The sequence below is a fragment of the Mycobacterium sp. NGS59 genome (assembly GCF_059812345.1).
Map to the genome: position 1 here is coordinate 141,555 of NZ_JCALCN010000002.1, position 24,349 is coordinate 165,903.

Annotated in this window: 22 protein-coding genes; 14 read left to right on the plus strand and 8 right to left on the minus strand. The window is 67.0% G+C overall.

The window, feature by feature from the left end:
* The first annotated feature begins 5 nt into the window (after positions 1 to 5).
* From AC5Y46_RS03195 to AC5Y46_RS03205, 3 genes are read left to right on the plus strand one after another with little or no spacing between them, the layout of a single operon-like run.
* Positions 6 to 839 (plus strand): SDR family oxidoreductase, encoded by an 834-nt coding sequence (locus AC5Y46_RS03195; RefSeq protein ID WP_499943646.1) that lies wholly within the window; start codon positions 6 to 8, stop codon positions 837 to 839.
* Positions 840 to 1,607: an SDR family NAD(P)-dependent oxidoreductase gene (locus AC5Y46_RS03200; protein ID WP_499990090.1), complete on the plus strand. Its 768-nt coding sequence runs from the start codon at positions 840 to 842 to the stop codon at positions 1,605 to 1,607.
* A 26-nt stretch (positions 1,608 to 1,633) separates the two neighbouring features.
* A complete protein-coding gene (locus AC5Y46_RS03205; RefSeq protein ID WP_499990091.1) occupies positions 1,634 to 1,837 on the plus strand; it encodes a hypothetical protein in 204 nt (67 codons plus the stop codon).
* Here the strand turns inward: AC5Y46_RS03205 and AC5Y46_RS03210 are convergent.
* The 4 genes from AC5Y46_RS03210 to AC5Y46_RS03225 form a co-directional block, all read right to left on the minus strand.
* Positions 1,830 to 3,383: an LCP family protein gene (locus AC5Y46_RS03210; protein WP_499990092.1), complete on the minus strand. Its 1,554-nt coding sequence runs from the start codon at positions 3,381 to 3,383 to the stop codon at positions 1,830 to 1,832. The genes AC5Y46_RS03205 and AC5Y46_RS03210 overlap by 8 nt on opposite strands.
* Positions 3,384 to 3,633: 250 nt before the next feature.
* Entirely contained in the window at positions 3,634 to 4,017 is a 384-nt protein-coding gene (locus AC5Y46_RS03215) for an integrase (RefSeq protein WP_499990093.1), read from the minus strand.
* Complete coding sequence (locus AC5Y46_RS03220) at positions 4,014 to 4,253, minus strand: hypothetical protein (protein WP_499990094.1); 240 nt, start codon at positions 4,251 to 4,253, stop codon at positions 4,014 to 4,016. The genes AC5Y46_RS03215 and AC5Y46_RS03220 overlap by 4 nt, the downstream gene beginning before the upstream one ends.
* A 128-nt stretch (positions 4,254 to 4,381) precedes the next feature.
* A complete protein-coding gene (locus tag AC5Y46_RS03225) occupies positions 4,382 to 5,782 on the minus strand; it encodes an amidohydrolase family protein (RefSeq protein ID WP_499990095.1) in 1,401 nt (466 codons plus the stop codon).
* A 135-nt stretch (positions 5,783 to 5,917) separates the two neighbouring features.
* On the opposite strand from AC5Y46_RS03225, the gene AC5Y46_RS03230 reads away from it, so the two are divergent.
* From AC5Y46_RS03230 to AC5Y46_RS03255, 6 genes are all read left to right on the plus strand, one after another.
* On the plus strand, positions 5,918 to 6,607 hold the full coding sequence (locus AC5Y46_RS03230) for a GAP family protein (protein WP_499990097.1): 690 nt from the start codon (positions 5,918 to 5,920) through the stop codon (positions 6,605 to 6,607).
* 148 nt (positions 6,608 to 6,755) lie between these two features.
* Entirely contained in the window at positions 6,756 to 8,999 is a 2,244-nt protein-coding gene (locus AC5Y46_RS03235) for a serine/threonine-protein kinase (RefSeq protein WP_499990098.1), read from the plus strand.
* A gap of 71 nt (positions 9,000 to 9,070) precedes the next feature.
* Positions 9,071 to 9,223 (plus strand): hypothetical protein, encoded by a 153-nt coding sequence (locus AC5Y46_RS03240; protein WP_499990099.1) that lies wholly within the window; start codon positions 9,071 to 9,073, stop codon positions 9,221 to 9,223.
* Between the two features lie 32 nt (positions 9,224 to 9,255).
* On the plus strand, positions 9,256 to 9,414 hold the full coding sequence (locus tag AC5Y46_RS03245) for a hypothetical protein (RefSeq protein ID WP_499990100.1): 159 nt from the start codon (positions 9,256 to 9,258) through the stop codon (positions 9,412 to 9,414).
* Positions 9,415 to 9,513: 99 nt separating this feature from the next.
* A complete protein-coding gene (locus AC5Y46_RS03250; RefSeq protein WP_499990101.1) occupies positions 9,514 to 11,127 on the plus strand; it encodes an MFS transporter in 1,614 nt (537 codons plus the stop codon).
* 19 nt (positions 11,128 to 11,146) lie between these two features.
* A complete protein-coding gene (locus AC5Y46_RS03255; protein ID WP_499990102.1) occupies positions 11,147 to 12,016 on the plus strand; it encodes an alpha/beta fold hydrolase in 870 nt (289 codons plus the stop codon).
* A gap of 40 nt (positions 12,017 to 12,056) precedes the next feature.
* On the opposite strand, the gene AC5Y46_RS03260 is transcribed toward AC5Y46_RS03255, so the two are convergent.
* Together AC5Y46_RS03260 and AC5Y46_RS03265 are read right to left on the minus strand one after the other, a co-directional pair.
* Positions 12,057 to 13,091: an MAP_0585 family protein gene (locus AC5Y46_RS03260; RefSeq protein WP_499990103.1), complete on the minus strand. Its 1,035-nt coding sequence runs from the start codon at positions 13,089 to 13,091 to the stop codon at positions 12,057 to 12,059.
* 43 nt (positions 13,092 to 13,134) lie between these two features.
* The gene (locus tag AC5Y46_RS03265; protein ID WP_499943634.1) at positions 13,135 to 13,602 is read right to left on the minus strand and encodes a lipoprotein LpqH; all 468 of its coding nucleotides are present in this window, start codon (positions 13,600 to 13,602) and stop codon (positions 13,135 to 13,137) included.
* Positions 13,603 to 14,266: 664 nt separating this feature from the next.
* Between AC5Y46_RS03265 and AC5Y46_RS03270 the strand changes: the two genes are divergently transcribed.
* From AC5Y46_RS03270 to AC5Y46_RS03280, 3 genes are all read left to right on the plus strand, one after another.
* Positions 14,267 to 15,727 carry a WS/DGAT/MGAT family O-acyltransferase gene (locus AC5Y46_RS03270; RefSeq protein ID WP_499943633.1) on the plus strand — a complete coding sequence of 487 codons (1,461 nt, stop codon included), beginning with the start codon at positions 14,267 to 14,269 and terminating at the stop codon, positions 15,725 to 15,727.
* Between the two features lie 2 nt (positions 15,728 to 15,729).
* The gene (locus tag AC5Y46_RS03275; protein ID WP_499990105.1) at positions 15,730 to 16,488 is read left to right on the plus strand and encodes an enoyl-CoA hydratase; all 759 of its coding nucleotides are present in this window, start codon (positions 15,730 to 15,732) and stop codon (positions 16,486 to 16,488) included.
* A gap of 77 nt (positions 16,489 to 16,565) precedes the next feature.
* A complete protein-coding gene (locus AC5Y46_RS03280; RefSeq protein WP_499990106.1) occupies positions 16,566 to 18,254 on the plus strand; it encodes a PE domain-containing protein in 1,689 nt (562 codons plus the stop codon).
* A 31-nt stretch (positions 18,255 to 18,285) separates the two neighbouring features.
* Here AC5Y46_RS03280 and AC5Y46_RS03285 read toward each other — a convergent pair whose 3' ends face one another.
* Both AC5Y46_RS03285 and AC5Y46_RS03290 read right to left on the minus strand, forming a co-directional pair.
* The gene (locus AC5Y46_RS03285) at positions 18,286 to 19,269 is read right to left on the minus strand and encodes an alpha/beta fold hydrolase (RefSeq protein ID WP_499990107.1); all 984 of its coding nucleotides are present in this window, start codon (positions 19,267 to 19,269) and stop codon (positions 18,286 to 18,288) included.
* A 178-nt stretch (positions 19,270 to 19,447) separates the two neighbouring features.
* Positions 19,448 to 21,469 carry a serine/threonine-protein kinase gene (locus tag AC5Y46_RS03290; protein ID WP_499990108.1) on the minus strand — a complete coding sequence of 674 codons (2,022 nt, stop codon included), beginning with the start codon at positions 21,467 to 21,469 and terminating at the stop codon, positions 19,448 to 19,450.
* Between the two features lie 338 nt (positions 21,470 to 21,807).
* Between AC5Y46_RS03290 and AC5Y46_RS03295 the strand changes: the two genes are divergently transcribed.
* Positions 21,808 to 23,022, plus strand: coding sequence for a cytochrome P450 (locus tag AC5Y46_RS03295; protein WP_499943627.1), 1,215 nt, complete (start codon positions 21,808 to 21,810; stop codon positions 23,020 to 23,022).
* A gap of 4 nt (positions 23,023 to 23,026) precedes the next feature.
* The gene (locus AC5Y46_RS03300; RefSeq protein ID WP_499943626.1) at positions 23,027 to 24,346 is read left to right on the plus strand and encodes an acyltransferase; all 1,320 of its coding nucleotides are present in this window, start codon (positions 23,027 to 23,029) and stop codon (positions 24,344 to 24,346) included.
* The last annotated feature ends 3 nt before the right edge of the window (positions 24,347 to 24,349 follow it).

Below are 24,349 nucleotides of genomic sequence, written 5' to 3' on the forward strand. Positions count from 1 at the left end.
TCTCAGTGCAGCTTTCTTTTCAGGACCGGACGTATCTGGTCACCGGCGGGGGAAGCGGTATCGGCAAGGCGGTAGCGACCGGACTGGTGGACGGTGGGGCGTCCGTGCTGATCGTGGGCCGCAGCGCCGACCGGCTGGCCGAAGCCGTCGAGGAGATCGAGGGGCTGCAACTGCCCGGCTCGATCCGCTACGAACCCGCCGACGTCACCAACGAAGACGAGGTCACCCGGGCGGTCGACGCCGCGACGGCCTGGCACGGCCGGCTGCACGGCGCCGTGCACAGCGCCGGTGGTTCGCTGACCATCGGGCCCCTGACCCACACCGACTCGGAGGCCTGGCGCCGCACGGTCGACCTGAACGTCAACGGCACCATGTACGTGCTCAAGCACGTCGCGCGGGAGTTGGTGCGCGGCGGCGGCGGGTCGTTCGTGGCGATCTCGTCCATCGCCGCCAGCAACACCCACCGCTGGTTCGGGCCGTACGGCGTCACCAAGTCGGCCATCGACCACATGATGCAGCTGGCCGCCGACGAACTCGGGGCGTCGTGGGTGCGCGCGAACAGCATCCGTCCCGGCCTGATCCGTACCGATCTGGTCGACGCCAGCGTCATCCAGTCACCGGAGATCAGCGGCGACTATGCGCTGTGCACGCCGCTGCCGCGGGTCGGTGAGGTCGAGGACGTGGCGAACCTGGCCATGTTCCTGCTCAGCGATGCCGCCAGTTTCATCACCGGGCAGTGCATCAACGTCGACGGCGGACACATGGTGCGTCGCGGTCCGGACTACTCGTCGATGATGGAACAGATGTTCGGCGCCGACGCGCTGCGCGGCGTGGTCTGAATGCAGCGCCTGGACGGCCGACGGATCCTGGTGACCGGCGCCGGGTCGGGCATCGGCCGGGCCACGGCGTCCCGGCTTCTCGACGAGGGCGCGCTGGTGGTGGGCGCCGACATCGCCACCGAGGGGCTGGAGGCCCTGTCCAGCGACCGTCTCACCGTGCTCGAGATGAACGTCGCCGACGAGCGCTCGGTGGTCGACGGGGTGCGTTCGGCCGTCGAGACACTCGGCGGTCTGGACTCCGTGGTCAATGCGGCCGGGATCCTGCGCGCCGCCCACACCCACCAGACCGGCCTGGATCTGTGGAACCAAATCCTCGCCGTCAACCTGACCGGAACGTTCCTGGTGGTCCGCGAAGCGCTGCCGGCGCTACTGGAGAACGCCCGCAGCTCCGTGGTGAACTTCAGCTCCACCTCGGCGACCTTCGCCCATCCGTACATGGCGGCCTACGCCGCCAGCAAGGGCGGCGTGCAGGCGTTCACCCATTCGCTGGCGCTGGAGTACGCCGCCGCCGGGCTGCGCGCGGTGTGTGTGGCGCCGGGCAGCATCAAAACCGGCATCACCGACGCCACCGGCGGCTACATCCCCAAGGACGCCAACTGGTCGTTGTTCGGCAGGCTGCTGCCGATCCTGCCCACCACGGAAACCTCCAGCGGCACCGGAATGGCCGACCCGGCCGTCGTCGCCGGGGTCATCGCGATGCTGGTCTCCGAGGACGGCGCGTTCATCACCGGCACCGAGATCCGCATCGACGGCGGCACGCACGCTTAGCTCGCTTCGCCGAGCGTCACGCCAGAGTGGCGTTGAGCGCCGAGCGTCACGCCAGAGTGGCGTTGAGCGTCGAGCGTCACGCCAGCGTGGCGTTGAGCGTCGAGCGTCACGCCAGAGTGGCGTTGAGCGTCGAGCGTGGCGCCGGAGTGGCGTTGAGCGTCGAGCGTCACGCCAGAGTGGCGTTGAGCGTCGAGCGTCACGCCAGCGTGACCGGAAACGCAGCTAGTTGACGCAGGGCACCCCGCCGCCGTCGATCGGCTTGCCGCGATCCGGCGTGGGGTAAGGCGTGAAAGCGCCGTTGTAGTAATAGCCGCTGGACGTGGTCGTCGTGGTGGACGTGGTCGACGCAGAGGTGGTGGTCTCTTCGGCGGCCGGCAGCGAGAAGTTGGTGTCCACGGTCACCCGGACGTGACCCGGTGCGACGCTGGTGTCCGGCTGTTTGGCGGCGTCGACGCCCAGCAGCGTGGCCAGACTCTGCGCCTCGGCTTCCGCGCCGCTGCCGTACTGGATGGTGGTGGTCGTCGGGTCGCCGGTCTGGCGGTCGCGGACCTGCCCCGCGGTGAAGCCGCGCTTCTTCAACGCGCTGGACAGCTGGGTGGCCATGCCGCTGATGGCGCCGGCGTTGACCACGTCGACGACGGTCGACGGATTGGGTTTGGCGCTGGTGGTGACCGGTGCGGCGGACGGGGACGGCGCGGTCCCGATCGCCGCGGCGATCTCCGCTTTGATCGCGGCCGGGTCGATGATGTTGACGTCGGCACCGTCGATGTTGTCGTAGCGCACCACCGGCAGCGTCCGGAACTCGACGTTGCCGCCGGCAAGCTCGCCCATGCGACGGAACAGGCTCTCGTCCCAGCCGGCGGACAGCACCACGTCCTTGCGGGCCACCGCCATCAGGCTGTTCAGCCGATCGAGGTCGGTGAATGTGCCCGAACTCTGCAGATCGTGCATGACCGAGGACAAAAACGCCTGCTGACGGTGCGTGCGGTCCAGGTCCCCGTTTTCCAGGCCGTGCCGTTGCCGGACGAACGACAACGCCTGGGAAGCGTCGAGACGCTGCCGCCCGGCCGGGAAGTCGGCCCCGGAGTACGAGTCGTAGACGGGATGGTTCAGGCATACGTCGACGCCGCCCAGCGTCTGAGCCAGGTCGTAGAAGCCGGCCAGGTTGATCTCGGCGAAATAGTCGATCGGGACGCCGGTCAGGCTCCGCACCGCGCGAAGGGTTGCCGCGCGGCCCGCTTCTCGGCCACGGGCCTCGAGTTCGCGCTGCGAGATCGAGCCCTGGTTGGCGAGCTGGTTGGCGACGTACTGCTTGGTCAGCCCGTACGCCTCCTTGATCTTGATGTGGTTGTATCCCGGAACGCCGTTGAAGGCCACCCAGTCGTCCCGGGGTATCGAGAAGGCGACGACTTTTCCGTCCGCGCTGACGTGCACCAGGATCAGCGTGTTGGTGTTGTAGCCGCCCTGGTCGGAGTCGCCGGCGTGCAGGTGTTTGAGGATCGACCAGGGCAGGTCGTTGCCCTCCTGGTCTTTGCGGGAGTCCAGCCCGATCAACAGGATGTTCATGTTGTTGCCGGTGGACCGCGGGTCCTCGGCGGTCAGCGCCCGCGAAATCGTGATGCCGCCCAGCGCGCCGTGGGCCACCCAGTAGCCCGCCCCGGTCATCCCCACGGCTATCGCCGAGGCGAGGGTCATCAAGGTCCGCGACAGCCGTCTGCGGATCTTCGACGGCTGCTTGACGGCACGGTGCCGGTGCGCACCGCCGGAACGCGCCACTACCGCCCTCGACCAACCACCAGCCAACCGGCTGGCCCCCGGCCAGCGGTTTGCGGTGCAGTCGTCAAAGGCATGACGTCCAGTATGCGGCAGATTGCTGCGGAGCTCCCACTCCAGTTGTAACGATGTGGGCAGACTCACCCGCTTACCAGGTCAGAAGCGTCTCGGCGGCAATTTTCGGCCAGGCGTACGTTCTGGCTGCAATTCGCCAAACCCGGCTCGGCCGGATGCAGTTCGCCGCGCAGGCGAGTCAGCAGTACTGATAGTCGATGTGCCAGCGGCCGTTGACGTAGTCGGCCACGAAATGGCCGCCCAGGCCCGGATTGCTGTCGTTGATGTTTCCGGAACCCCCGGTGTTGGGTGTGAAGCCGGGCGGATCCCAGGTGACCGACCGCGGATCTGCCGGTGAGTCCGGGGTGCAACCGGCCTGCTTGGCGACATAGCCGTCGATGATCCGGCGCTCCGCGGTGGCTTGGTCGCCGCCGTCGGCTGGGGGATCGGCCGGGCACAGGTAGCTTGCTCCGCAGAAGTTCTCGCTGGTGGTCACCAGGGCCACGTCGGGTACCGGTACTGCCGCCAGGGAGCCACCGAGCATCATCGCCACCGCGACCAGCCCCGCGATACGAGCGTTCATCGGGCCCTCTCGATCTCCTCGCCGGAGGTGTAATACACCGGGATATCGACTCCGGTCATGACCTCGATCATGAATACCCCGAACGGTTCGACTTCGTAGTAGTAATGCACGCCGCCCTCAGCGTCCACCGCGGTGGCGCAGGTGCGCCCCGGCGCACCGCAGCGCTGCTTGATCGGCATGGCCAGCGCCGCGATCACCGCCACCGCGACGATCCCGATCACCAGCGACGCTCTCATCCGAACGCGGACCTCGCTTCGCCCAGGGTGTGCACTTCACGCAGTCTAGTGATTTCGGCGCGGCCTTGACGGGTGTCTGTCAGCAGTTCCCGCGAGGTCTACGAGCGTCAGGCAACCGCCAGGTCCCGTCACTCCAGCCGTCGTCCCTGCACATACGTCCCCGCAATCGACGTCTCGCGGATCCCCATCAGCAACCCGAACAGCGTCTGGTCCCGCGCCATGACCGGATCGTCGGCCCGCACCCCATGACTCAGCGAGGCTTCCAGCGCCGGCGTACGGCGCGGGTCGACCACCACGAAGTCGGCTTCTTTGCCGACGTCGAAGTTGCCGAAGCGGTCCTCCATGTCCAGTGCCCGCGCACCGCCGAGGGTTCCCAGGAACAACATTTGCGCCGGATGCATCGACACACCCTGGTCGCCCGGCTCGGAGATGTGCACCTTGAACGCCGCCCCGACGACCTGGGGGATGAGCCACTCGTCGCCGCCGCCGAAGTCCGTCCCGGCGGAGATGTTCACGCCCGAGGCAACCGTCCGCAGCCACGGCATCGTGCCGGATCCCAGGAACTGCTGGGAGATCGGGCAGTGCGCGATCGAGGTGCCGGTCTCGGCCATCCGCGCCAGCTCGACGTCCTGACAATGCACCGCGTGCGCCATGATGCTGCGTCGCCCGAGCATGCTCGACCCGCCGACAGCCGACCCCGGCAGGAACTTGCCGTCGTAGGTGTCCAGGTAGGAGTGGACCTGATAGGCGTCCTTGGTTTCGTCGACCTCGCCGGTGCCGGGACGGTTGTTCTCGTTGAGGTGGCTGTGGAAGTACACACCGTCGTCGCGCACCGAGTCATACAGTTCGCCGAGGCTTTTCAACGTTCGTGTGCTGACCGCCAGGGAGAACCTCGGGACGATGGCGACGTGCAGGCGCGCGGTGCGCACGTCCCCGGTGTCGGCCGCGTGCCACTTGTCGATCTCGGCTCTGGTCAGCCGGATGGCGTCGTCTTCCGACGTGATCAGCGCAGCGGCCGCCGCGGGACCGCCGGTCTGGATGCCGCGTCCGCTGACGATCCGCAGACCGCGGCGCGCGGTCTCCTCGAACAGCGCGTCCTGGGCGTGCGGGAACGCGGACCCGAACACCATCGCCGCCGTCGTGCCCACCGCGATCCGGCGGTCGCAGAACTCGGCCGCCGCCCGTCGCGCGAAAGCCGGATCGGCGTAACGGGATTCGGACGGGTACATGCACAGCGTCAGCCACTCCAACAGCTGACCGCCGCCGTAGGAGGCGCCGGCGTAGGTCTGCGGGAAGTGCACATGGGTGTCCACGAAGCCCGGCAGCAGGAATCCGGGCCGATGATCGGACACCGTCCCGGTCCGGTACCGATCCGGGATGTCCTCTCGTTCTCCGCAGAACGCAACACGGCCGTCGTCGCCAATCACCAACGCGCCGTCGGGAATCGACACCAGAGCGGCGGCCGCATCGGTCACCAGCGGCGCACCGGAGAGATGGAAAATGTGCCCGAGATGCACCTGACTTGCCACGTGAATCCTCCTCCGCCGGAGCTTTGCCGGAGCAGAAAGCCCACCGTGCCGGATCATCGCACGCGGCGCTCCCGGATCGGACGTTTGCGGCGGCGACACTCATCCGCGCCCGTTCGGTGCCGGTCCGGAGGTTCAGTGCGAAGATTGCTGCCCGTGACAGGAATCTGGACGTCATTGCTTGCCAAGCTCGTCCCGCTGGCTCTGGTCATCGCGGTCTCGCCATTGACGATCATCCCCGCGGTGCTGGTTTTGCACGCCCCGCGGCCGCGACCGACGGCTCTGGCGTTCCTCGGCGGCTGGGTGTTGGGCCTGGCGGCGCTGACCGGAATCTTCGTCACCGGCTCCGGTCTTTTCGCCGGCCTGCACAAAGCGCCGCCGACCTGGGCTTCCTGGTTGCGGGTGGTGCTGGGCTCGGTGCTGATCCTGTTCGGCGTCTACCGCTGGCTGACCCGGAACCGGGAATCCGCGGCGCCGCGGTGGATGCGGGCGTTCGACACCATCACCCCCAGGCGTGCCGGCATCGTCGCCCTGGTGCTGACCGTGGTGCGGCTCGAGGTGTCGCTGCTGTGCCTGGCGGGCGGGTTGGCCATCGGAACCAGCCCGCTGGATGTCGGCGGAAAGTGGTTCTTCGCCGCGGTCTTCGTCGTTCTCTCGGCCTCGACGGTCGCCATCCCCATCGTGGGATACCTCAGCGCCGGCGACCGTCTGGACGACAAGCTCACCCGGCTCAAGGACTGGATGGAGACCAACCACGCCGCAATGCTGGCCGTCGTCCTGGTGTTGATCGGTGCCATGGTGCTGCACAACGGAATCAGCGCGCTGTAATCGCGGCGCGAGGTCCCGCCGCCGCGGGTTTCAGCAGGCGGACGAGCTATCCCGCGTTCCCCATTTCGTGCTTAGCTAAGTAACCAGTGGGCGCGCCGGCCCGCGCGGCTCTACTGTTGACCTACCAAAGTTCGCTTGAGGGGGCGGAGTGCAGGGCACGACCTTCGGCCGCTACCGGTTCATCGAGCTGCTGGGCCGCGGCGGCATGGGCGAGGTCTGGCGAGCCTACGACACCGAGACCCAGCGTGTCGTTGCAGTGAAAGTGCTGCCCGCCAATCTGGCCAACGACCCCACCTTCGAACAGCGTTTCCGCCGGGAAGCGCTGGCGGCGGCGGGCCTCAACGACCCGCACGTGGTGCCGATCCACCATTTCGGCGAGATCGAGGGTCGCCTTTATGTCGACATGCGCCTCGTCGTCGGCCGCGATCTGCAGGCGATCATCGCCGAAGGGGCGCTCGAACCAGAACGCGCGGTCAACATCATCGAGCAGATCGCCTCCGCGCTGCGTTCCGCGCACCGGATCGGGTTGGTGCACCGCGACGTCAAGCCGTCCAACATCCTGGTCACCGAAGACGACTTCGCCTATCTGATCGATTTCGGCATCGCCCGCTCGGCGGGGGATTCGCACATGACCGGCACCGGCAACGTGATCGGTACCTGGGCCTATATGGCACCGGAGCGGGTGACCAGCGGCCAGACCGATCCACGTGGCGACACCTACGCACTCGGGTGCGTACTGCACGAGTGCCTGACGGGCGAGCAGCCGTTCCCCGGGAACAGCCTGGAACAACAGATCGGCGGCCATCTGAGTCTGCCGCCGCCGAGGCCGTCGACCATGCGTCGCGGTATCCCCGAAGAGCTGGACAACGTGGTGGCTACCGCGATGGCCAAAAGCCCTGATCAGCGCTACCCGACGGTGACCGAGATGGCGGCGGCGGCGCGGGAGGCGGTCACCGGGACCCGGCCCATTCCGTTGCGCCGGCCCGAACCGGTGCAGCAGCGGACCCAGCTGGCCCCACCGCCGCCCGGTCCGCCGCGGCAGCCGCCACCGGGCCGTGGACCCGGACGCGTCGACCAGGGGCAGCGACGTCCCCCGCCGGACCAGCGCCGCCCGCCAGGTGGACCGGCCCCGTACCGGCCGCCGAGTGACCCGAACCAGTACCGCCCGGCCGGCCCCGGCCCCGACCCCGGCCACCAGCGGCCGGCCCCCGCGCAGCGGCCGGGCCCGGATCCGAGTCTGCGCCGGCCCCCCACCGACCCGACCCAGCGCCGCCCGGCCGCCGATCCGGTCCCGTACGTCCCGAGCAGCGACGACGCCACTCAGTACCGTGCGACGAGTGAGCCGGCCACGCCGGTCCCGTTTCAGGCGGTGCCCGAGGAGAAGGCCGGCCCCGACAAGCCGGCCCCGAAACGGCGCCGTACGCCGCTGATCCTGGCCGGTGCGGGGGTGCTGCTGACCGTCCTCGTCGTCGTCGCCGCGGTCGTGTTGACCGGTGGTGGCGGCAGCACCGGCAGCTCCGGGCACACCACCGAACACTCCGGCGCCGCCCAACCGACCCAGCTCACCGACAGCGGCCCGTTCACCGGCACCTACACCGCGGACTTCGGTCCCAAGGTCTCGCTGGCGGGCAAGGAGGTGCCCAACTCCGAGCCGCCGGGCCAGGAGACCTGGCTGCTGCGTTCGGCGTGCAATGCCAACGGGACCGAGTGCGTCGCCACCGCGCAACGAACCGACGGACTCTACAACCACACGCCGAAACTGATCTTCGACGACGTTCGGGGCCGCTGGATCGCTGTCGCCCTGGAAGGCGGCAAATGCAACGACAAGAGCATCGAGAAGTGGAACTACGTCTGGCTGCAGCCACATGCCGACGGGACGATGGTCGGCGAATGGATCACCGACTCGCTGGATTGCTACAGCAAACGAACGGTGACGTTCACCCGCAGCGGCGACGCGGATCTGTCCAGCCTGGCCAACCCCGCTGAGCTGCCGGCCAGGGTGGTGTCCCCAGGTCAGGCACTGCACGGCTTCTACCACCTGCTGACCACCTACACCGGCCCGAACGCCCCGAAACCGCAGGAAGCCGACTACAACGTGGACACCTTCTGTCTGCGCACCGGCGACCGGTGTAACAGCCGATTCGTCCGGAACGGGTCCAGCGGGACCCAGCTGCTGCTGTTCGCCGATAACGCCTGGATCCGGGACGACGAATACGATGCCGCCTGTCCGGCCGGCGGCACCTCGCACGTGCGGATCAAGGGCGACTTCCCGCTCCCGGAGCCGGCCCAGGATCCGATCACGCTGCTTACCGGTAGCGGTACCAAAGATGAATCCGGCAGCTCCTGTAAGGGCGGCCCGTACGACATGAAGTTCACCCGCACAGGCGGATGAGACGCCGGTTACCTCTGTTTTGAAACGCACCTGACGCGGGTAGGCCAACCTGGCGAAGGGAGGTGTGGTCAGTGACCGACGAACCCCAGGCACCCGAGCGGGGCACGCCGCAAGAGACACCCGAACGGATCACGCCCGCGGAAACGCCGGAGAGGTTGACGCCGGCCGAGTCCCCGGAGCGACTGACGCCACAAGATCCGCCCGAGCGTTTGACGCCGGGCTAGGTCGATACGAACGAGAACGGAGGCATTGGTAAATGCGCGCTGAAGAAGGCGACGAAACGGTCAAGGATTACGCCGCGGAGGGCGAGCAGACCCTGAACAGGATCAAGGATTCCCAGCGCTCGTCGGGTAATCCGGTGAGCAGGATCGTTCGGTGGCTGAAGGATCGAGTGCCCGGCGGTTCACGAACCTGATCTGTTTCCGCGAGTAGTCGAGCGGGTACTGAGACTACTAGTCTCGTTCAGAGACTGACAGTCTTGTTTAGCTCCTGTCCAACAAGAGGAAGCGGGCCGATGACTGATTTCGCGGTCAGAACCCTGAACCGGTCCGAACAATCACCCCCCGACGCGTTCACGCAAGGTTCCCGCGGGCGCCGAAGCTGGACATTGTTCATCGCGTGCACGGGCGTCGCGCTCGTCATCGCGTCGATGGTTTCGCTGAACACCGCGCTCAGCGACATCGCGTTGGCGACCGCGGCCACCCAGACGCAGCTGACCTGGATCGTGGACAGTTACACGCTGTTGCTGGCGTGCCTGCTGCTGCCTGCCGGGGCCATCGGCGACAGGTACGGCCGGCGCAGCGCCCTACTGGTCGGCGTGGCGATCTTCGCGATCGCATCGGCCGCGCCGCTGGTCTTCGACAGTCCGGTGCAGATCATCGCCGCGCGCGGGCTGGCCGGAGCGGGAGCGGCGTTCGTCATGCCGGCGACGTTGTCGTTGTTGACCGTCGCCTACCCGCCGGAAGCGCGCACCAAGGCGGTGGGAATCTGGGCCGGGGTCGCCGGGACGGCGGGCCTGTTCGGTTTGATCGGTACCGGGTTGCTGATCGAGTTCTTCGACTGGCGGTCGATCTTCTGGACGCTGGCCATCGGCGGACTGGTGGTTTTCGCGGCGACCCTGACGATCGCCGAGTCCCGCGATGCCCACGCCCCACGCTTGGACGTGCCAGGTGCGCTGACCATCGGGGCGGCGGTGGCGGTATTCGTGTTCGGCATCCTGCAGGCACCCGCACACGGTTGGAGCGATCCGCGGGTCTTCGGTTGTCTGATCGCCGGATCGGTGCTTGCGGTCGTGTTCGGCTGGATCGAGCTCCGGCGGCCCCAGCCGCTGCTCGACATCCGGTTGTTCGGCAACCCGAACTTCGGCACCGGCGCGGCCGCCATCACGGTCGTGTTCATGGCCACCTTCGCGCTCTTCTTCCTGGTGGTGCAGTACCTGCAGCAGGTCAAGGGTTACTCCGCGCTGGTGGCCGCGATTGCCTTGAGCCCCATGGGTTTACCGCTGCTGACGCTCTCGGCGCTGTCGTCGTGGTACGTCCCCAAGCTGGGACTACGGGTGGTGGTGTTCGCCAGCATGGTGCTGGTCTCGGTCGGCTTCCTGTGTATGTGCATGCTGGACGCCGACTCGTCGTATCTGCAGGTGTGCTGGCCGCTCATGGTGATTGCGACCGGGTTCGGATTGGCAACGGCGCCAACGACTTCGGCGATAATGTCGGCCGCGCCGGACCAGAAACAGGGCGTGGCGTCCGCGGTCAACGACGCGACCCGCGAGGTGGGCGGTGCGCTGGGTATCGCGCTGGCCGGTTCTATCCTCGCGGGGAGCTACAGCCACCACATCGCGGCCGCCCTCGGCGACTATCCCGACCAACTGCGCGGGCCGGCATCGGATTCGCTGTCCAAGGCGCTGGCCGTCGCCCAGCAACTGGGACCGCACGGGCTTCAGCTCGCCGAGCGCAGCAGGGAGGCGTTCGTGTCGGCGAGCAGTTCGTCCTACGCCGTCCTGGCCCTCATCGTCGCCGTCGCGGCGGTCGTCATCCCGCTGTTCGCACCGGGACGCGACGGGGAACGGCTGGGTATCGTGCGCCGACTGCAGGATCGGCGGGCCCGTACTGTAACGCGTTCCAGTTAGGGCGTCTTACCATTCGTTGATGGCGACGGCAGCGCAACCGTTTGTTACCCACGGACCGGGTGGTGTTCGCATCGTCTCCGACCGCCAAGGCGACCCACGGGCGCGTGCCGTGGTGTTCTTGCACGGCGGCGGGCAGACCCGACGTTCGTGGGGCCGGGCGGCGGCAGCCGTGGCACAGCGCGGATTTCAGGCCGTCACGGTCGACCTGCGGGGCCACGGTGAGTCGGACTGGTCCGGGGAAGGCGACTACCGCGTGGTCACCTTCGCCGCCGACGTCGTCGAGGTGCTGCGCGATCTGCCGCCGGATCCGGTGTTGGTCGGCGCTTCACTGGGCGGGTTCACCTCGATGCTGCTGGCCGGCGAGATCGCCCCGGGTATCGCCAGTGCCGTGGTGCTCGTCGACATCGTGCCGAACATGGAGCAATCGGGGGCGGACCGCATACACGCCTTCATGTCCGACCGGGTGGAATCGGGATTCGCCTCACTCGAGGAGGTCGCCGACGCCATCGCCGAGTACAACCCGCACCGCCCTCGACCGACCGACCTGGACGGGCTGACCACCAATCTGCGCCGCCGCGGCGACCGCTGGTACTGGCACTGGGATCCCCAGTTCATCAGCGGCACAGCGGCTTTCCCGCCCTTCGAGGTCACCGACGCCGACCGCATGCATGCCGCTGTGGAAGCGATCTTGCGCACCGGTCTGCCAATGCTGCTGGTGCGCGGGCAGGTGAGCGATTTGGTCAGCCAAGAGCGCGCCGACGAGTTCCTCGCGCGTTTCCCGCAGGTCGAATTCACTGACGTGCGGGGTGCGGGACACATGGTCGCCGGCGACCGCAATGACGTGTTCGCCGGGGCTGTTCTGGACTTCCTGGCCCGGCACGTCCGATGACCGGACACCCCGCCAGCGGCGTCCCGTCATCCCCGTTCAATCAGTACAGCGGCACCCACAAGCCCATGAACCAGTAACCCCAACCACCGTATTGCCAGTTGAAGACCGGAACGACGCTATACGAGTTGTAGTTGAACGGCGCGAAATACTGCTGGCCATAGCCGACGTCACGCGTCGGCCCCTCCCACGGGCGGTTCCAACCGCCGGGTGGCGGCGCGCCGTCCCAGCCATTCGAGGGCGCCGGTCCTTCCCAATTGGGCGGCGGGTGGCCGGGCGCCGGACCGTTGTTCCATCCGTAGCCGCTCTGTCGCGGCGGTGGTGGTGCTCCGCGGCCTGGGACGTAGAACCCGACCGGCAGGTCGATGGGGCCGCCAATCTGCACCGTGCCACGTGGGATTTCGCCGCGCGGCGGAATATACGGCGGGTGCGGCGGTTGAGTGGTCGGTGCGTCGAGCACCGGGCGAGTGGTGGACGGATAGGAGGACCGATCACCGCCCTGAGTCGTCGAGCCCCACGGACCAGACGTGGTGGGCGCCGGCGATCCACTCCACGGGCTCCCCGTGGTCGTCGGAGCCGGTGTCCCGTTCCACGGGCTCCCCGTGGTGGTAGGTGCCGGTGTCCCGTTCCACGGACTCGTGGTGGTCGTGGGTGCCGGTGTCCCGTTCCACGGGCTCGTGGTGGTCGTGGGTGCCGGCGTCCCGTTCCACGGGCTCGTGGTGGTCGTGGGCGGCGGCGAACTCCAAGGCGTGGTGCTGGGTTGGTTCGTCGTGCTCGCCGGCGGCGCCGTGGTGCGGGGTGTGGTACCCGGCGGCTTGGTGGTCGTCGGCCGAGGAGTGCCGGCACCCGGCACGGACGATCCCGGCGGCGGCACGGATCCGCCGCCCCCGTAACCCGGTCCCGGGTTAGGGCTGGGGGCGGGGGTCGAGTTGCGGCTCTGACAGGCTCTGTCCCAATTAGGGCACGGGTCTTGCGGAGCCGAGCTGGCGAAACCCGCATTGAATGCCGTCGCGGTCATACCGAGACCCGCCGCGACTGCCGCAGCTGCGGCCACTCGTTTGATGGACATTAGCTGCATCCCCTCTCGGGCTTCGGCCCGCACGATGTCTGGTAGGTCCGCGCTACGGGCAGGTCACGTCCAGCTCGAATGACTTCGTGAGCGTCTTCGGCTGCGCTGGGTTGCTGACGTCCGCGCCGGTCGCAGTGCCCTTGATCTGGTAATACTTGCCGCTCACCGCGGCCCCTGCGGAGCCGCCCTGGCCTGGGGCTGCATCGGAATAACCGAGCACCACGCCGTTGACGGCGCCCAGCCCCACCGCGTGGACGATGGGCGGATTGTCTTTGCTGACCACCGCACCGATCCCATTGGCCGCGTCGCCGATGCCGATGTTGATGTTGTTCCCGGCCGGCGTGCAGGTGATCGCGCCACTGACATTCTGGCTCTGACCGTCGACGATTACCTGAGGGCCGGCCGGGGCCGCTGGTGCGGTGTTGGGCGCACCCTTATCGGATTTGTTGCTGGAACATCCTGCGCAACTCACAGCAACTATGGCAACACCGGCTACTCCGACGAGGACTCCACGCTTCACCGCTGTTCTCCTTCGTGCCCCGGGAGCCCGCTCGTACTGGAGGGCCCCCCGCTGGCAAATTTACCGCTATTTGCCATCAACTCATAGAGTTTTCACAAATAAGACAGGCATCCACCCCGTTCAGCGATTTCGTAAACCCGGAAGTTTCGGGTCGTCTCAATGCGGGCTGCCTGCGCATCGGCAGAGAAACCTGTCCGGGCCGGACCGCTATCCCGGTCTGCTCGTTCAGCAGCCGATGCCGGGTAAATCGGTGGCGAAGATTTTGCGGGGCAGTCACTTTGGCAATCGACCTGGCCTGACGGTCCAAGCAGGGGTATCGCACACCCTTTGCCCGCAGCGGTGGATTCATCCCCACCATGGCCACCCGGATCCACCAGACCTGCTGGCACAACGAATCCAGCTGCGCCGCAACGTCTTCTGTCAGTGGCCGAGGGTGTCCCGGACACCCATGCCGCACGGGAAGTTGCGACAGCTCAGCCATCGAGGCGCGCGGCGAACAGCGTCCCGCTGGGCTCGGGATAGACACATGCCCCGGGGGTCTCCTGCTGACCCCGAAGCCTGCTGCCCTGCCTTCGGTTTGTAGCCGTGAATAAGAGCTAGGGTCAACCGAACTCATTTGGACTACGGTCACAAGCGGGAGCCTGTTCATCCAAAGGAGTGGTGCGTGAGCAAGACGGCCAGGCGGCTAGGGCCGCAAGACATGTTGTTCCTCTACGGCGAAACCGCGAGCACGATGATGCACGTCGGTGGACTGATGCCGTTCACCCCGCCCCCGGATGCGCCGAACGACTTCTTGCGTCAGTTGGTCGACGAGAGCAAGGCCAACGAGGTGGTCGAGCCGTGGAATCTGAAACTGAGCCATCCTGACCTGCTGCGCAGCCCGATTCAATCCTGGGTCCACGACGACAAGTTCGACCTCGACTACCACGTGCGACGTTCGGCGTTGGCCAGCCCCGGTGATGAACGCGAACTCGGAATCCTGGTGTCGCGGTTGCACAGTAACGCCCTCGACATGCGCCGGCCTCCTTGGGAGATGCATTTCATCGAGGGACTCGAAGACGGACGGTTCGCCATCTACGTCAAGATGCACCACGCGTTGGTCGACGGCTACACCGGCCAGAAGATGTTGGCGCGCAGCCTGTCTACCGACCCCCACGACACCACGCATCCCCTCTTCTTCAACATCCCCACGCCCGGACGGGTGCCCGCGGCGAAGGACGAATCCGGCAACGGCCTGACCAGCAGCGTGCTGGGCACCCTGGGCGGTCTGGTCACCAATTTGGGTGGCGTGGTGAGCGGGGTGGGTGGTGTGCTCGGGTCCGTCGCAGGTGCGGGACGCTCCACGCTGGATCTGACCAAGGCCATCGTGAACACCCAACTGCGCAACGACAACGAGTACCGCAACCTGATCGGTTCGGCGCAGGCACCGCGGTCCATCCTGAACACGCGGATCAGCCGCAACCGCCGTTTCGCCACCCAGCATTACCAGCTGGATCGGCTGAAAAGCATTGGGAAGCAGAATGACTCGACGGTCAACGACGTCGCGTTGACGATCGTCGGGGGCAGCCTGCGCAGGTTTCTCGACGAGTTGGGCGAGCTCCCGGACAAACCGTTGATCGCGATGTTGCCGGTCAACGTGCGACCCAAGGACGACGAGGGGGGCGGCAACGCCGTCGCGGCAATCCTGGGCACGCTGGGCACCGACATCGCAGACCCGATCGAGCGTCTGCACACCATCACCGCCACCACCCGGGTAGCCAAGGCCGAATTGTCGAAGATGAACAAGGACGCGATCCTGGCGTACACCACTGCCCTGTTGGCCCCGTTCGTGCTGCAGGTGGCCGGTTCGCTCACCAAGGTCAAGACGCCTTGGCCCGACACGTTCAACCTCTGTGTCAGCAACGTGCCGGGACCTCAGGATCCGCTCTACCTCCGGGGCTGTCGGATGGAGGCGTCGTTCCCGGTTTCGTTGGTGGGGCACAGCCAGGCGCTCAACATCACCCTGCAGAGCTATGCCAGCACGATGAACTTCGGGTTCATCGGGTGTCGCGACACCCTGCCCCATCTGCAGCGACTGGCCGTCTACACCGGCGAGGCACTCGACGAGTTGGAGAGCGCCTCCTGAGCATGGGCGACACCCTCGTCGAATACGGCACTGACGGCGGTGTGGCCACCATCGGGCTGATCAACTCCAAGCCGCTGAATATCATTGGCAGTCAAGCGATCTCGGAACTCACCGATGCATTCCGTGCGGTCGGTGACGACGTGCGGGTGGTCGTGCTGCGCGGCTCGGGGGACAAGGCGTTCATCGGCGGCGCCGACATCAACGAGATGGTCACCCTCGAACCGTCCAGCGCCGAGGTGTTCATCCGCCGACTCGCGGGTCTGTGCGAGGCGATCCGGGAATGTCCCGTCCCGGTCATCGCCCGGCTGGCGGGCTGGTGCCTCGGCGGAGGGTTGGAAGTCGCGGCGTCGTGCGACCTGCGCGTCGCCGAATCCGGCGCCGGATTCGGGATGCCGGAGGTGGCCGTCGGAATACCGTCGGTGATCCACGCGGCGCTGCTGCCGGCATTGATCGGGGCGTCGCATTCGTCGTGGCTGTTGCTGACGGGCGAGACGATCGACGCCGACACGGCCGCCACCTGGGGTCTGGTGCACGAAGTCGTCGCACCGTCGGCACTGGACACCCGCATCGGCGAACTCGCTTCGAGACTGGCCGGTTTCGGTCCGCACGCCGTCCGCCAGCAGAAGCGCTTGCTCAACAAGTGGTTCGACATGTCGGTGCACGCGGCGATCGAGGACAGCGTCGAACAGTTCGGTCAGGCGTTCCTGACGGGGGAGCCGCAACACCATATGCGGGCCTTCCTATCCCGTAAGAGCAAATAGCGAATTCTTCGATATCCCCGTCTTTTCCCGGCCTGCGCGCGATCATGTCTAATACGCGATACCAACGGGGGTAGGCGATGTCATTTGTGCTTGTCGCGCCGGACATGCTGGCCGCAGCCGCGGCCGACGCCGCTCATCTCTCGGCCGCAGCGGCTCTCCCGACCACCGAGGTAGTGGCCGCGGCCGCCGACGAAGTTTCGACCGCCGTCGCATCGTTGTTCGGCACGCACGCCCAGTCGTATCAGGCGGCCGCGGCGCAGGCCGCCACGTATTACGAGCAGTTCACCGGTGCGCTCAATACGGCGGCGGCGGCCTACGCCGGCGCGGAGGCGCAGATCGTCACGTCGTTGCGCGTCGCCGCGGCCGACGCGTTCCAGACGGCGGTCTACGGCCCGGTCCGCGCGGCCGGACAGGCGTGGATCGGCAGCCCGTTCGGCCAGGCGCTGGATCCAATTGTGAACGCGCCCACCAACATGCTGCTCGGGCGCCCGCTGATCGGCAACGGCGCTGCGGGGACGGCGACCGCACCCACCGGCGGCGCCGGGGGACTGCTGTTCGGCGACGGCGGGGCCGGTTATTCACCCACCGCAGGTGTCGCGGTCGGCGGCAACGGCGGGCACGCCGGGCTGGTCGGCAACGGCGGTGCCGGCGGTGCCGGCTTCGGCGGCGCAACCGGCGGTGCGGGCGGCTTCGGCGGCTGGCTGATGGGTAACGGCGGTGCGGGCGGTGCCGGTGGCACCGGCGGCGCGGGCGGGCAGGCCTTCTTCTTCGGCAACGGCGGCCCCGGCGCAGCTGGCGCCCCCGTCGGCCGCGCGGGGTTGTTCATCGGCACCGGGTCTTTCGGCGATCCCGCCGGCGGCCAGTCGATCGTCATCGATCTGGTGCGGCACGGACAGACCTCGGCCAACCTGGAAGGCTGGATCGACACGGCCATCCCGGGGGTATCCCTCACCGCCCTCGGTCAACAGCAGGCCACGGCCGTCGCAAACATCCTGGCACCGAACGCCCCCTACGCCGGCATCTTCGCGTCGCAGCTGACCAGGACTCAGGAAACCGCGGCGGCGCTGGCCGGCATGCTCCCGGGGTCGAACGTGCAAGTGCTGCCCGGACTCAACGAGATCAGCGCCGGAGTGTTCGACGGCTTACCGCAGATCAGTCCCGCCGGCCTGCTCTATCTGGCCAGCCCGATCGCCTGGATGTTCGGATTCCCGTTGATGCCGATGCTCGCGCCGGGTTCCTCCGACTTCAACGGGATCGTCTTCAACCAGCACTTCACCGGCGCGCTGGAAACGATCTACAACCATGCCCTGACGCCCCCGATTCAGGTGGCCGCGGACGGCAACATCACGTCGGCGGCCTACACCAGCGCGTTCACCATGGCCGTCGGGACGATGATGAACGTGAACAATCCCGATTTCCTGCTCATGCTCACCCACTTCCCCGAGAACACCGGCACCGTGGTGGTGCAGGGTGATCCGCGAGGCGGCTGGACGCTGGTGAGTTGGGAAGGCATCCCGGTCGGGCCCGCGAACCTGCCGACCGCACTCTTCGTCGACTGGCGCAACCTGATCACCGCGCCGCAGTACGCGGCCTGGGACATCGGGATGTCGCTGCTCTCCGGCGATCCCACGGCGATCGTCACGGCGGTTCGCGACGGTATCGACGAAGTCGCCACGGCCACCATCGGTTTCCCGTTCGCGGTGGTCGAGGATGTGGTCGACGCGTTGCAGGGCGACATCCCCCTGCTGCCCGTCCTGGTCCCCTGACCGCGGCGAAATCCGTTCCACCGCAGCGGGTTCAGCTGGCTGCTGGCACCGCCTGCAGGTGTCGGCGCGAGCGACGACGGCCGATGCGTTGCATCACCGCGCGGGAGCGCAGGCCGCCGCGTCGCGAGTCGGCCGCCGCCGACCAGTCGGCCAGGGACACGGCCGCGCTGGTGTAGTCGCCGTTCGCGTCGATGAAGTCGTCGATGAGACCCGCCACGGTGTCGGTCTGCTCGGTCTGCGGGTGGTGGAAGACACCCGGGATGATGTGCAGCCGGCTGTGCGGCATTGCTTCGTGGGCCGCGTAGGCGTGCGAGACGGGGATCACGCGATCCTGGTCGCCGCTGATGATCAGCACCGGCACGTTGGCGTTGAAGTGCAGCTTGCTCAGCGCGCAGACGAACTGGCCGCGACGGTCGACGACGGCGCGCAACGTGCGCAGCAGCGCCAGCCGGTTCTCCCGGTTCGACAACGCGGCGTGCGCTTCCCAGTGCTCGCCCAGCCGGGACTTGTGCTCGTCGCTGGACCGCAGCGCCGAAAACGCTTTGCGCGCAGCGATCATCGGCCGCGACGAGGCCAGCTGCAACACGATCTCGGATCCGGGCAGCGAGATCAGCCGCAGGGTTCGGTTCACTTCGGCGCCCAGACCGCCGCTGCTGATCAGGATCAGCCGCTCGCAGTAGTCGCGGTGCTGGTGGGTGAATTGCATTGCGATGCCGCCGCCGAGCGAGTGACCGATGACCGTGACGCGGGGGATCCCCAACGCGTCGAGGAAGTCACGCAACCACACCGCGAACGCGCCCAGTGAGTAGTCGCCGCGCGGCTTGTCGGTCTGACCGTGCCCCAGCAGATCCGGTGCGATGACGCGAAACTTCTTGGACAGCGTCGGGATGATCGCGTTCCAGTTCTTCGAGCTGCCGCCGATACCGTGGATCAGCAGCAGCACTTCGCCCGCGCCTTCGTCGCGGTAGGCGACGCGGTCGCCGTGAAGGAACATCGTCTGGATGTCGTTGCTCATGTTGGCCTGCTTGGTCACTTCGGTGTGAACGGATAGGGGTGTAACTGTTGAAGTGAAGTCTGCGGACCGCGCCTTGTGAGTTTCTTGGGACTTTCTAAAGGGGTTTGCGGTGTCGGCGCGCGACGAGTTCTGTCGTCGTTCGTGTCGACTGGTGGCGGGGTGAATCCCCGCGGCCGGCTCAGTCCCTGATGCGGGTGAAGACCTGATCGTAGGGGCCACCCTTGCAGGTGCTGCCCGAAGCCTCTTCCATGCCGTGTCCGGACAGCGTCTGTATCGGGTCGGCGGCCCCCTTGGCCAACGGGAACACGCCCGTGACCCGCACATGGCTCGTCCCGCCGGCCGAGCAGGGCACATCTTCCTCGGAGTTCTCCGTCCAAGCGTTGTTGGCGAAGATGAACAGCTGGTGGTCACTGAAATCGGTCAGCACGAAACGGCTCAGGCAGCGGTCGCCGGCGCGCAGGCAGAAGGTGTCGACGCTGAAGTCCTGGTCGCCCGGTCTGGCCTGGCCGGCCGCCGTGCTGAATTTCGAGCGATAGAACCCGTGCAGCCCCAGTGCCGGGGATTTCACGCGTGCCGGCAGGGTGACCGGGTCGGGCAAGCTGGAGATGTCCGCGTCACCGGTCTTGGTGAACGTCACGCTCCGTTTGCTGTAGCACCTGACGGAATCGTCGATCCATTCGCCGGACATGCTGCCGTCCGGCCGGGGCCGCAAGTAAACCCAATGCCACTCTTCGATGTCCTCGTTACCGCACCGTTCGGTGTCCAGGGTGACGGCGACCCAGCGTCCGCTGATGTCGTCGAATGTCAGAGTCGTCGGGTGCTTGAGGTTTCCACTGCTTCTCGCAGCGGTAGCCACGCAGCCTTTGTCGCCGCACACCGACCGCAGCTTCCAGGTCTCCTTGCCGGCCGGTTCGCTGCCTTGCTGCTCCCTGCCGGCAATGTCGATGCTCGGGCCGAACGTCAGGGTGTAGGTGCCGGTCAGCGGGCCGGTATTCGCCGGCTGTGCCGTGGCGGCGCCACCACCGCCCGAACCGCCGCCCTTGGTCATCAAGAAGCCGGCGACCAGGGCGACAACCAGGACGACGGCCGCGATGCTGCCCGCCAGGATGAGGCGACGACGCTTGGGGTCCGGTTTGGTGGTCTGCCCGCTCTGCGCCGATCCGCCGCCGGATTGGCTGGGACTGGACGGACCGTACTGGCCGCCCCGATTGTCGGTCGGGCCGTATGAGCGGTACTGCGTCGGGTCGGTGTTGGACGGGCCGCGGTTCGGAGTCGGCGGATAGTAGTTCCGCTGCTGACTCGGGGCGCCCGGCGCGATCGGCACCCGCTGCGTTTCCGATTGGCCCGGGTCGGTATTCCGCGGAGGAGGGGGCAGCACCGTCGGCTGGGTGATTGCCGCCTTGGCCGCCGCAGCCATCTCGGTGGGAGTCGAATAGCGCTGCTCGGGATTCTTGGCCATCCCGATCGCAATGACCCCGTCGAGTTGCACCGGCAGGCCGTGCCGCAGCGCCGACGGCCGGGGCGCCGGCAAACCCAAATGGCCGCCGATCTGCTGTTCCAGGCTGTTGCCCGGGAACGGCTGGCTGCCCGTCAGGCACTCGTGCAACACACACGCGAGGGCGTAGGTGTCGCTGCGGGGATCGGCCTGGCCTTTGCTCAGCCGCTCCGGCGCCATGTAGGCCCAGGTGCCGATCACGCTGCCGGTGTTGGTCATCCGCGATTCCCCGGCCACGCTGGCGATCCCGAAATCGATCAGGTAGGCGAAGTCGTTCGGCGTGACCAGAATGTTGGAGGGCTTGACGTCGCGGTGTACCAGCCCGATCTGGTGGGCGTCGTGCAGTGCCGAGGCGATCTGCTCGATGATCATCACCGCGCGGGCCGGCTCCATCACTCCTTCGGCGATGATGGTCTGCAGGTCGCGGCCTTTGATCAGCCGCATGTCGACGTAGAGGCGGCCGTCGATCTCGCCGAAGTGGTGGATCGGTATGACGTGCGGGTCGTTGAGTCCCGCGGCGGCCAGTGCCTCCCGGCGGAACCGTTGCACGAAGGTCGGGTCGGAAACCAGGTTCTCGGGCAGCACCTTGACGGCGACGATCCGTGAGGTCTCGGTGTCGTACGCCCGCCACACCTCGCCCATGCCGCCGCGACCGATGAGCTCGATCAACCGGTACCGGCCGAACGGCGTCCCGTCCTGGTCCACCCAACCCCCTATGTACGTATCTGGTAAATCGTCAACCCACTGATTCAACCGGCAATGTCAAGCCCAGCACAGGACGAGGATAGGGAACTCAAATAAAGGTCATATGTTTCACACGTATTTCGGCCGCGCTGCGTACTTCCGCGTACGGGACCGCCGAGATCGAGTAGTGCACTACGCAACTCACCTTCACGCACGGGGGCGACAGTTTTCTGGTGGGGCACCAGTTGACCGATGCGGCCTGTTTCGAATCTTGCGGCACATCGATACCGACGCCGCCATCGGTGCGCCTTCCGAAGCTCGTACAAGGTGCGGCATTTGCATTCTTCCGCCGGCGGGCGATGCACCACTGGATCCGGCGGCACGGACGCATTTTCGAGATCAATGTCCCATTCTTCGGCCGGTCGGTGGTCGTCTCCGACCCGGCTCTCGCGCGCGCTGTGTACACCGCGGATCCCGAACAGATGATCAACGTGCAACCGAACCTCAGCAACTGGTTCGGGCCGGGATCGAGTTTCGGGATCGAGGGCAGACGGCACCGCGACCGCCGCCGGCAACTGGCGCCGGCGTTTCACGGCCGATGCCTGAGGGACTACGAACAGCTCATCGAGGCCGAGACGCTGCGTGAAACCGCGAATTGGCAAGAGAATAAGGAATTTCGGGCCCTCGAACCCATGAACCGGATCACGTTGAGCGTGATCCTGCGAACCGTCTTCGGCGCCGACGGTCCGGAACTCGAACGGTTGCGCGAGGTCGTCCCGCCGTATATCAAACTCGGGCAGCTCGTGGCGTTCGCGCCCGCACCACCGGCCTGGGCGCGACGTCACAGCCCGTGGGGCAGGCTCGACCGGCTCCGAAAAGTATTCGACGAGAACGTATTCAGCCTCATCGACGGGGCGCAGCGCGATCCGCATCGCGGCGAGCGCAACGACATCCTGGCAGCGTTGCTGCGCGTCCGGCACGACGACGGAACCGGGATGTCCCGGACGGACATGTGCGACGAACTGTTGGCCTTCGTCGTGGCGGGACACGAAACCACCGCATCAGCGCTGGGTTGGGCATTCGAGCGATTGCGGCGTCACCCAGAGGTGTTGGCTGATCTGGTCCGCGAGGTCGATGCGGGAGGCAGTGAGTTCCGTCGGGCCACGATCCTGGAGTTGCTGCGCGTGCGGACCGTACTCGATGTGGCGGGTCGCCGTGACGTGGCGCCGCATTTCGAGCTCGGCGCCTGGCGGATCCCGCACGGGCGCACGGTGCTGGTGCGGATCGCCGATCTCCAGCGAAACCCAGAGATCTTCCCAGACCCGGAACGGTTCGATCCGCGCAGGTTCTCGGGCACCCGCCCGGCGGCTTCAGCATGGCTGGCTTTCGGTGGTGGTGAGCGACGTTGCCCCGGAGCTGATTTCGCGATCACCGAAATGGATGTTGTGCTGCGCACGGTGTTGCGGGACTTCTGCGTCGAGACCGACTCCGCCCCTGGCGAGAAGTCGGTGTTCCGCGGGATCGCTCACACCCCCAGGCAGGGTGGCCGCGTAGTGGTGAATCGTCGGAGGTAGCCCGGTGTCGACCCAGCTGATCAAACCGTCGAACGCGCGACGGCTGGAGGTCCGCTGCAATGTCGGCGACACCATCGTGGCCAATTTGGCGACCCACGTCGTCTTCTTCTTCAAGCGGCCCCTGGACACGACGCTGCTGACCCAGGCATTCGCACGCACCCTCACGAACCTGCCGATCTTCGCCGGACGGATGTCGATGCTCAACGGCCCGATGCGAATTCGATGCCAAGCGCAGGGTGTGCCGTTCACGGTTGTGTCGTCCGGTCGTACCCTGCGCGAGGCGATCCTTTCCACGACGAGGGACGACGGACTATGGCTGGTCGACCCGGTGAACGGCGTCACGGCCCGGTGGGGCCTGGGTCCGTTGTGCAAGGTACGTGTCACGCAGCTCCGCGATGACGCGACCGCGATCGGGGTTTCCTGGCACCACGCGGTCGGCGACATGCAGACCTTGATGCACTTGATGAACGGTTGGGTCGCCGCGGCCGCCGACAAGCCGCTTCCGAAACCGTTGCTGGTCGAAGATCGGGCCGCCTACCTCGATGAGCATCTGCCCGCGGACGGCGCTTCCCAGCCCGGGGTACGTAGCCTCGGGCTCGCAGAACTCGCCCGCAGTGCGCTGTACCTGGCGAAGGACGCGAGGAAGCAACGGACGCTGAGTTTCTACTTCGGCGACGACGAGCTCGCCCGCATGCGCGGCGCGTACGGCGGCCGAATGCGGCTGTCCGCCAACGATGTCGTCTGTGCGCACGTCTGCGAAGCCATCATGAGAGCGGATCCCGCGGTGGATTGCCGCAGTCTCGCGGTCGTCGTGAACGTGCGGAATCGGTGCGGTCTCGATCCCATGCTGATCGGCAACATCGTGACCACCTTGAACGTCGACGTGCGACGCGGAGAGACAGTCGGCGCGATTGCAGCACGCATTCGCCACGGCGTGGACCACTTCGCCGATCAACACTGCGACATGCGAATCAATCAGCAGTTCCTCGACGCTGCCAATGCGTGGGAGGCAGCACGTTGCGTAACCACAGCTTTCAATCCGGCCCGCTGGAACCCGCTCGTCACGAACCTGAGTAGCTTCGGTGTCTACCGAGTCCAGTTCGAGGGCGCGCTCACGTCGTATTGCACCCTGGTGCTGGCATTGCCGGTCGCGGGTCTTGGCGCCCTGATGGAAGGTGCGGACGGTCGCGGGCTGGTTCTCCAGATGTCCTTGCCGCCTAGGGAGTTCGAGGCTCTGTCGAACCCTGCCGCTCGGGAGCGCATGCACCGGTTTCGCTGTACGGGTGACGACATCCCGTCCCTGCACCGTGAGATCCACGGCTGAGGG

What these genes read in the sequence shown, in the direction of transcription:
- AC5Y46_RS03200 (WP_499990090.1), top strand. Translation starts at nt 840, where the DNA reads ATGCAGCGCCTGGACGGCCGACGGATCCTGGTGACCGGCGCCGGGTCG.
- AC5Y46_RS03215 (WP_499990093.1), bottom strand. Translation starts at nt 4,017, where the DNA reads ATGAACGCTCGTATCGCGGGGCTGGTCGCGGTGGCGATGATGCTCGGT.
- AC5Y46_RS03220 (WP_499990094.1), bottom strand. Translation starts at nt 4,253, where the DNA reads ATGAGAGCGTCGCTGGTGATCGGGATCGTCGCGGTGGCGGTGATCGCG.
- AC5Y46_RS03245 (WP_499990100.1), top strand. Translation starts at nt 9,256, where the DNA reads ATGCGCGCTGAAGAAGGCGACGAAACGGTCAAGGATTACGCCGCGGAG.
- AC5Y46_RS03250 (WP_499990101.1), top strand. Translation starts at nt 9,514, where the DNA reads ATGACTGATTTCGCGGTCAGAACCCTGAACCGGTCCGAACAATCACCC.
- AC5Y46_RS03255 (WP_499990102.1), top strand. Translation starts at nt 11,147, where the DNA reads ATGGCGACGGCAGCGCAACCGTTTGTTACCCACGGACCGGGTGGTGTT.
- AC5Y46_RS03260 (WP_499990103.1), bottom strand. Translation starts at nt 13,091, where the DNA reads ATGCAGCTAATGTCCATCAAACGAGTGGCCGCAGCTGCGGCAGTCGCG.
- AC5Y46_RS03275 (WP_499990105.1), top strand. Translation starts at nt 15,730, where the DNA reads ATGGGCGACACCCTCGTCGAATACGGCACTGACGGCGGTGTGGCCACC.
- AC5Y46_RS03280 (WP_499990106.1), top strand. Translation starts at nt 16,566, where the DNA reads ATGTCATTTGTGCTTGTCGCGCCGGACATGCTGGCCGCAGCCGCGGCC.
- AC5Y46_RS03285 (WP_499990107.1), bottom strand. Translation starts at nt 19,269, where the DNA reads ATGAGCAACGACATCCAGACGATGTTCCTTCACGGCGACCGCGTCGCC.
- AC5Y46_RS03295 (WP_499943627.1), top strand. Translation starts at nt 21,808, where the DNA reads ATGCACCACTGGATCCGGCGGCACGGACGCATTTTCGAGATCAATGTC.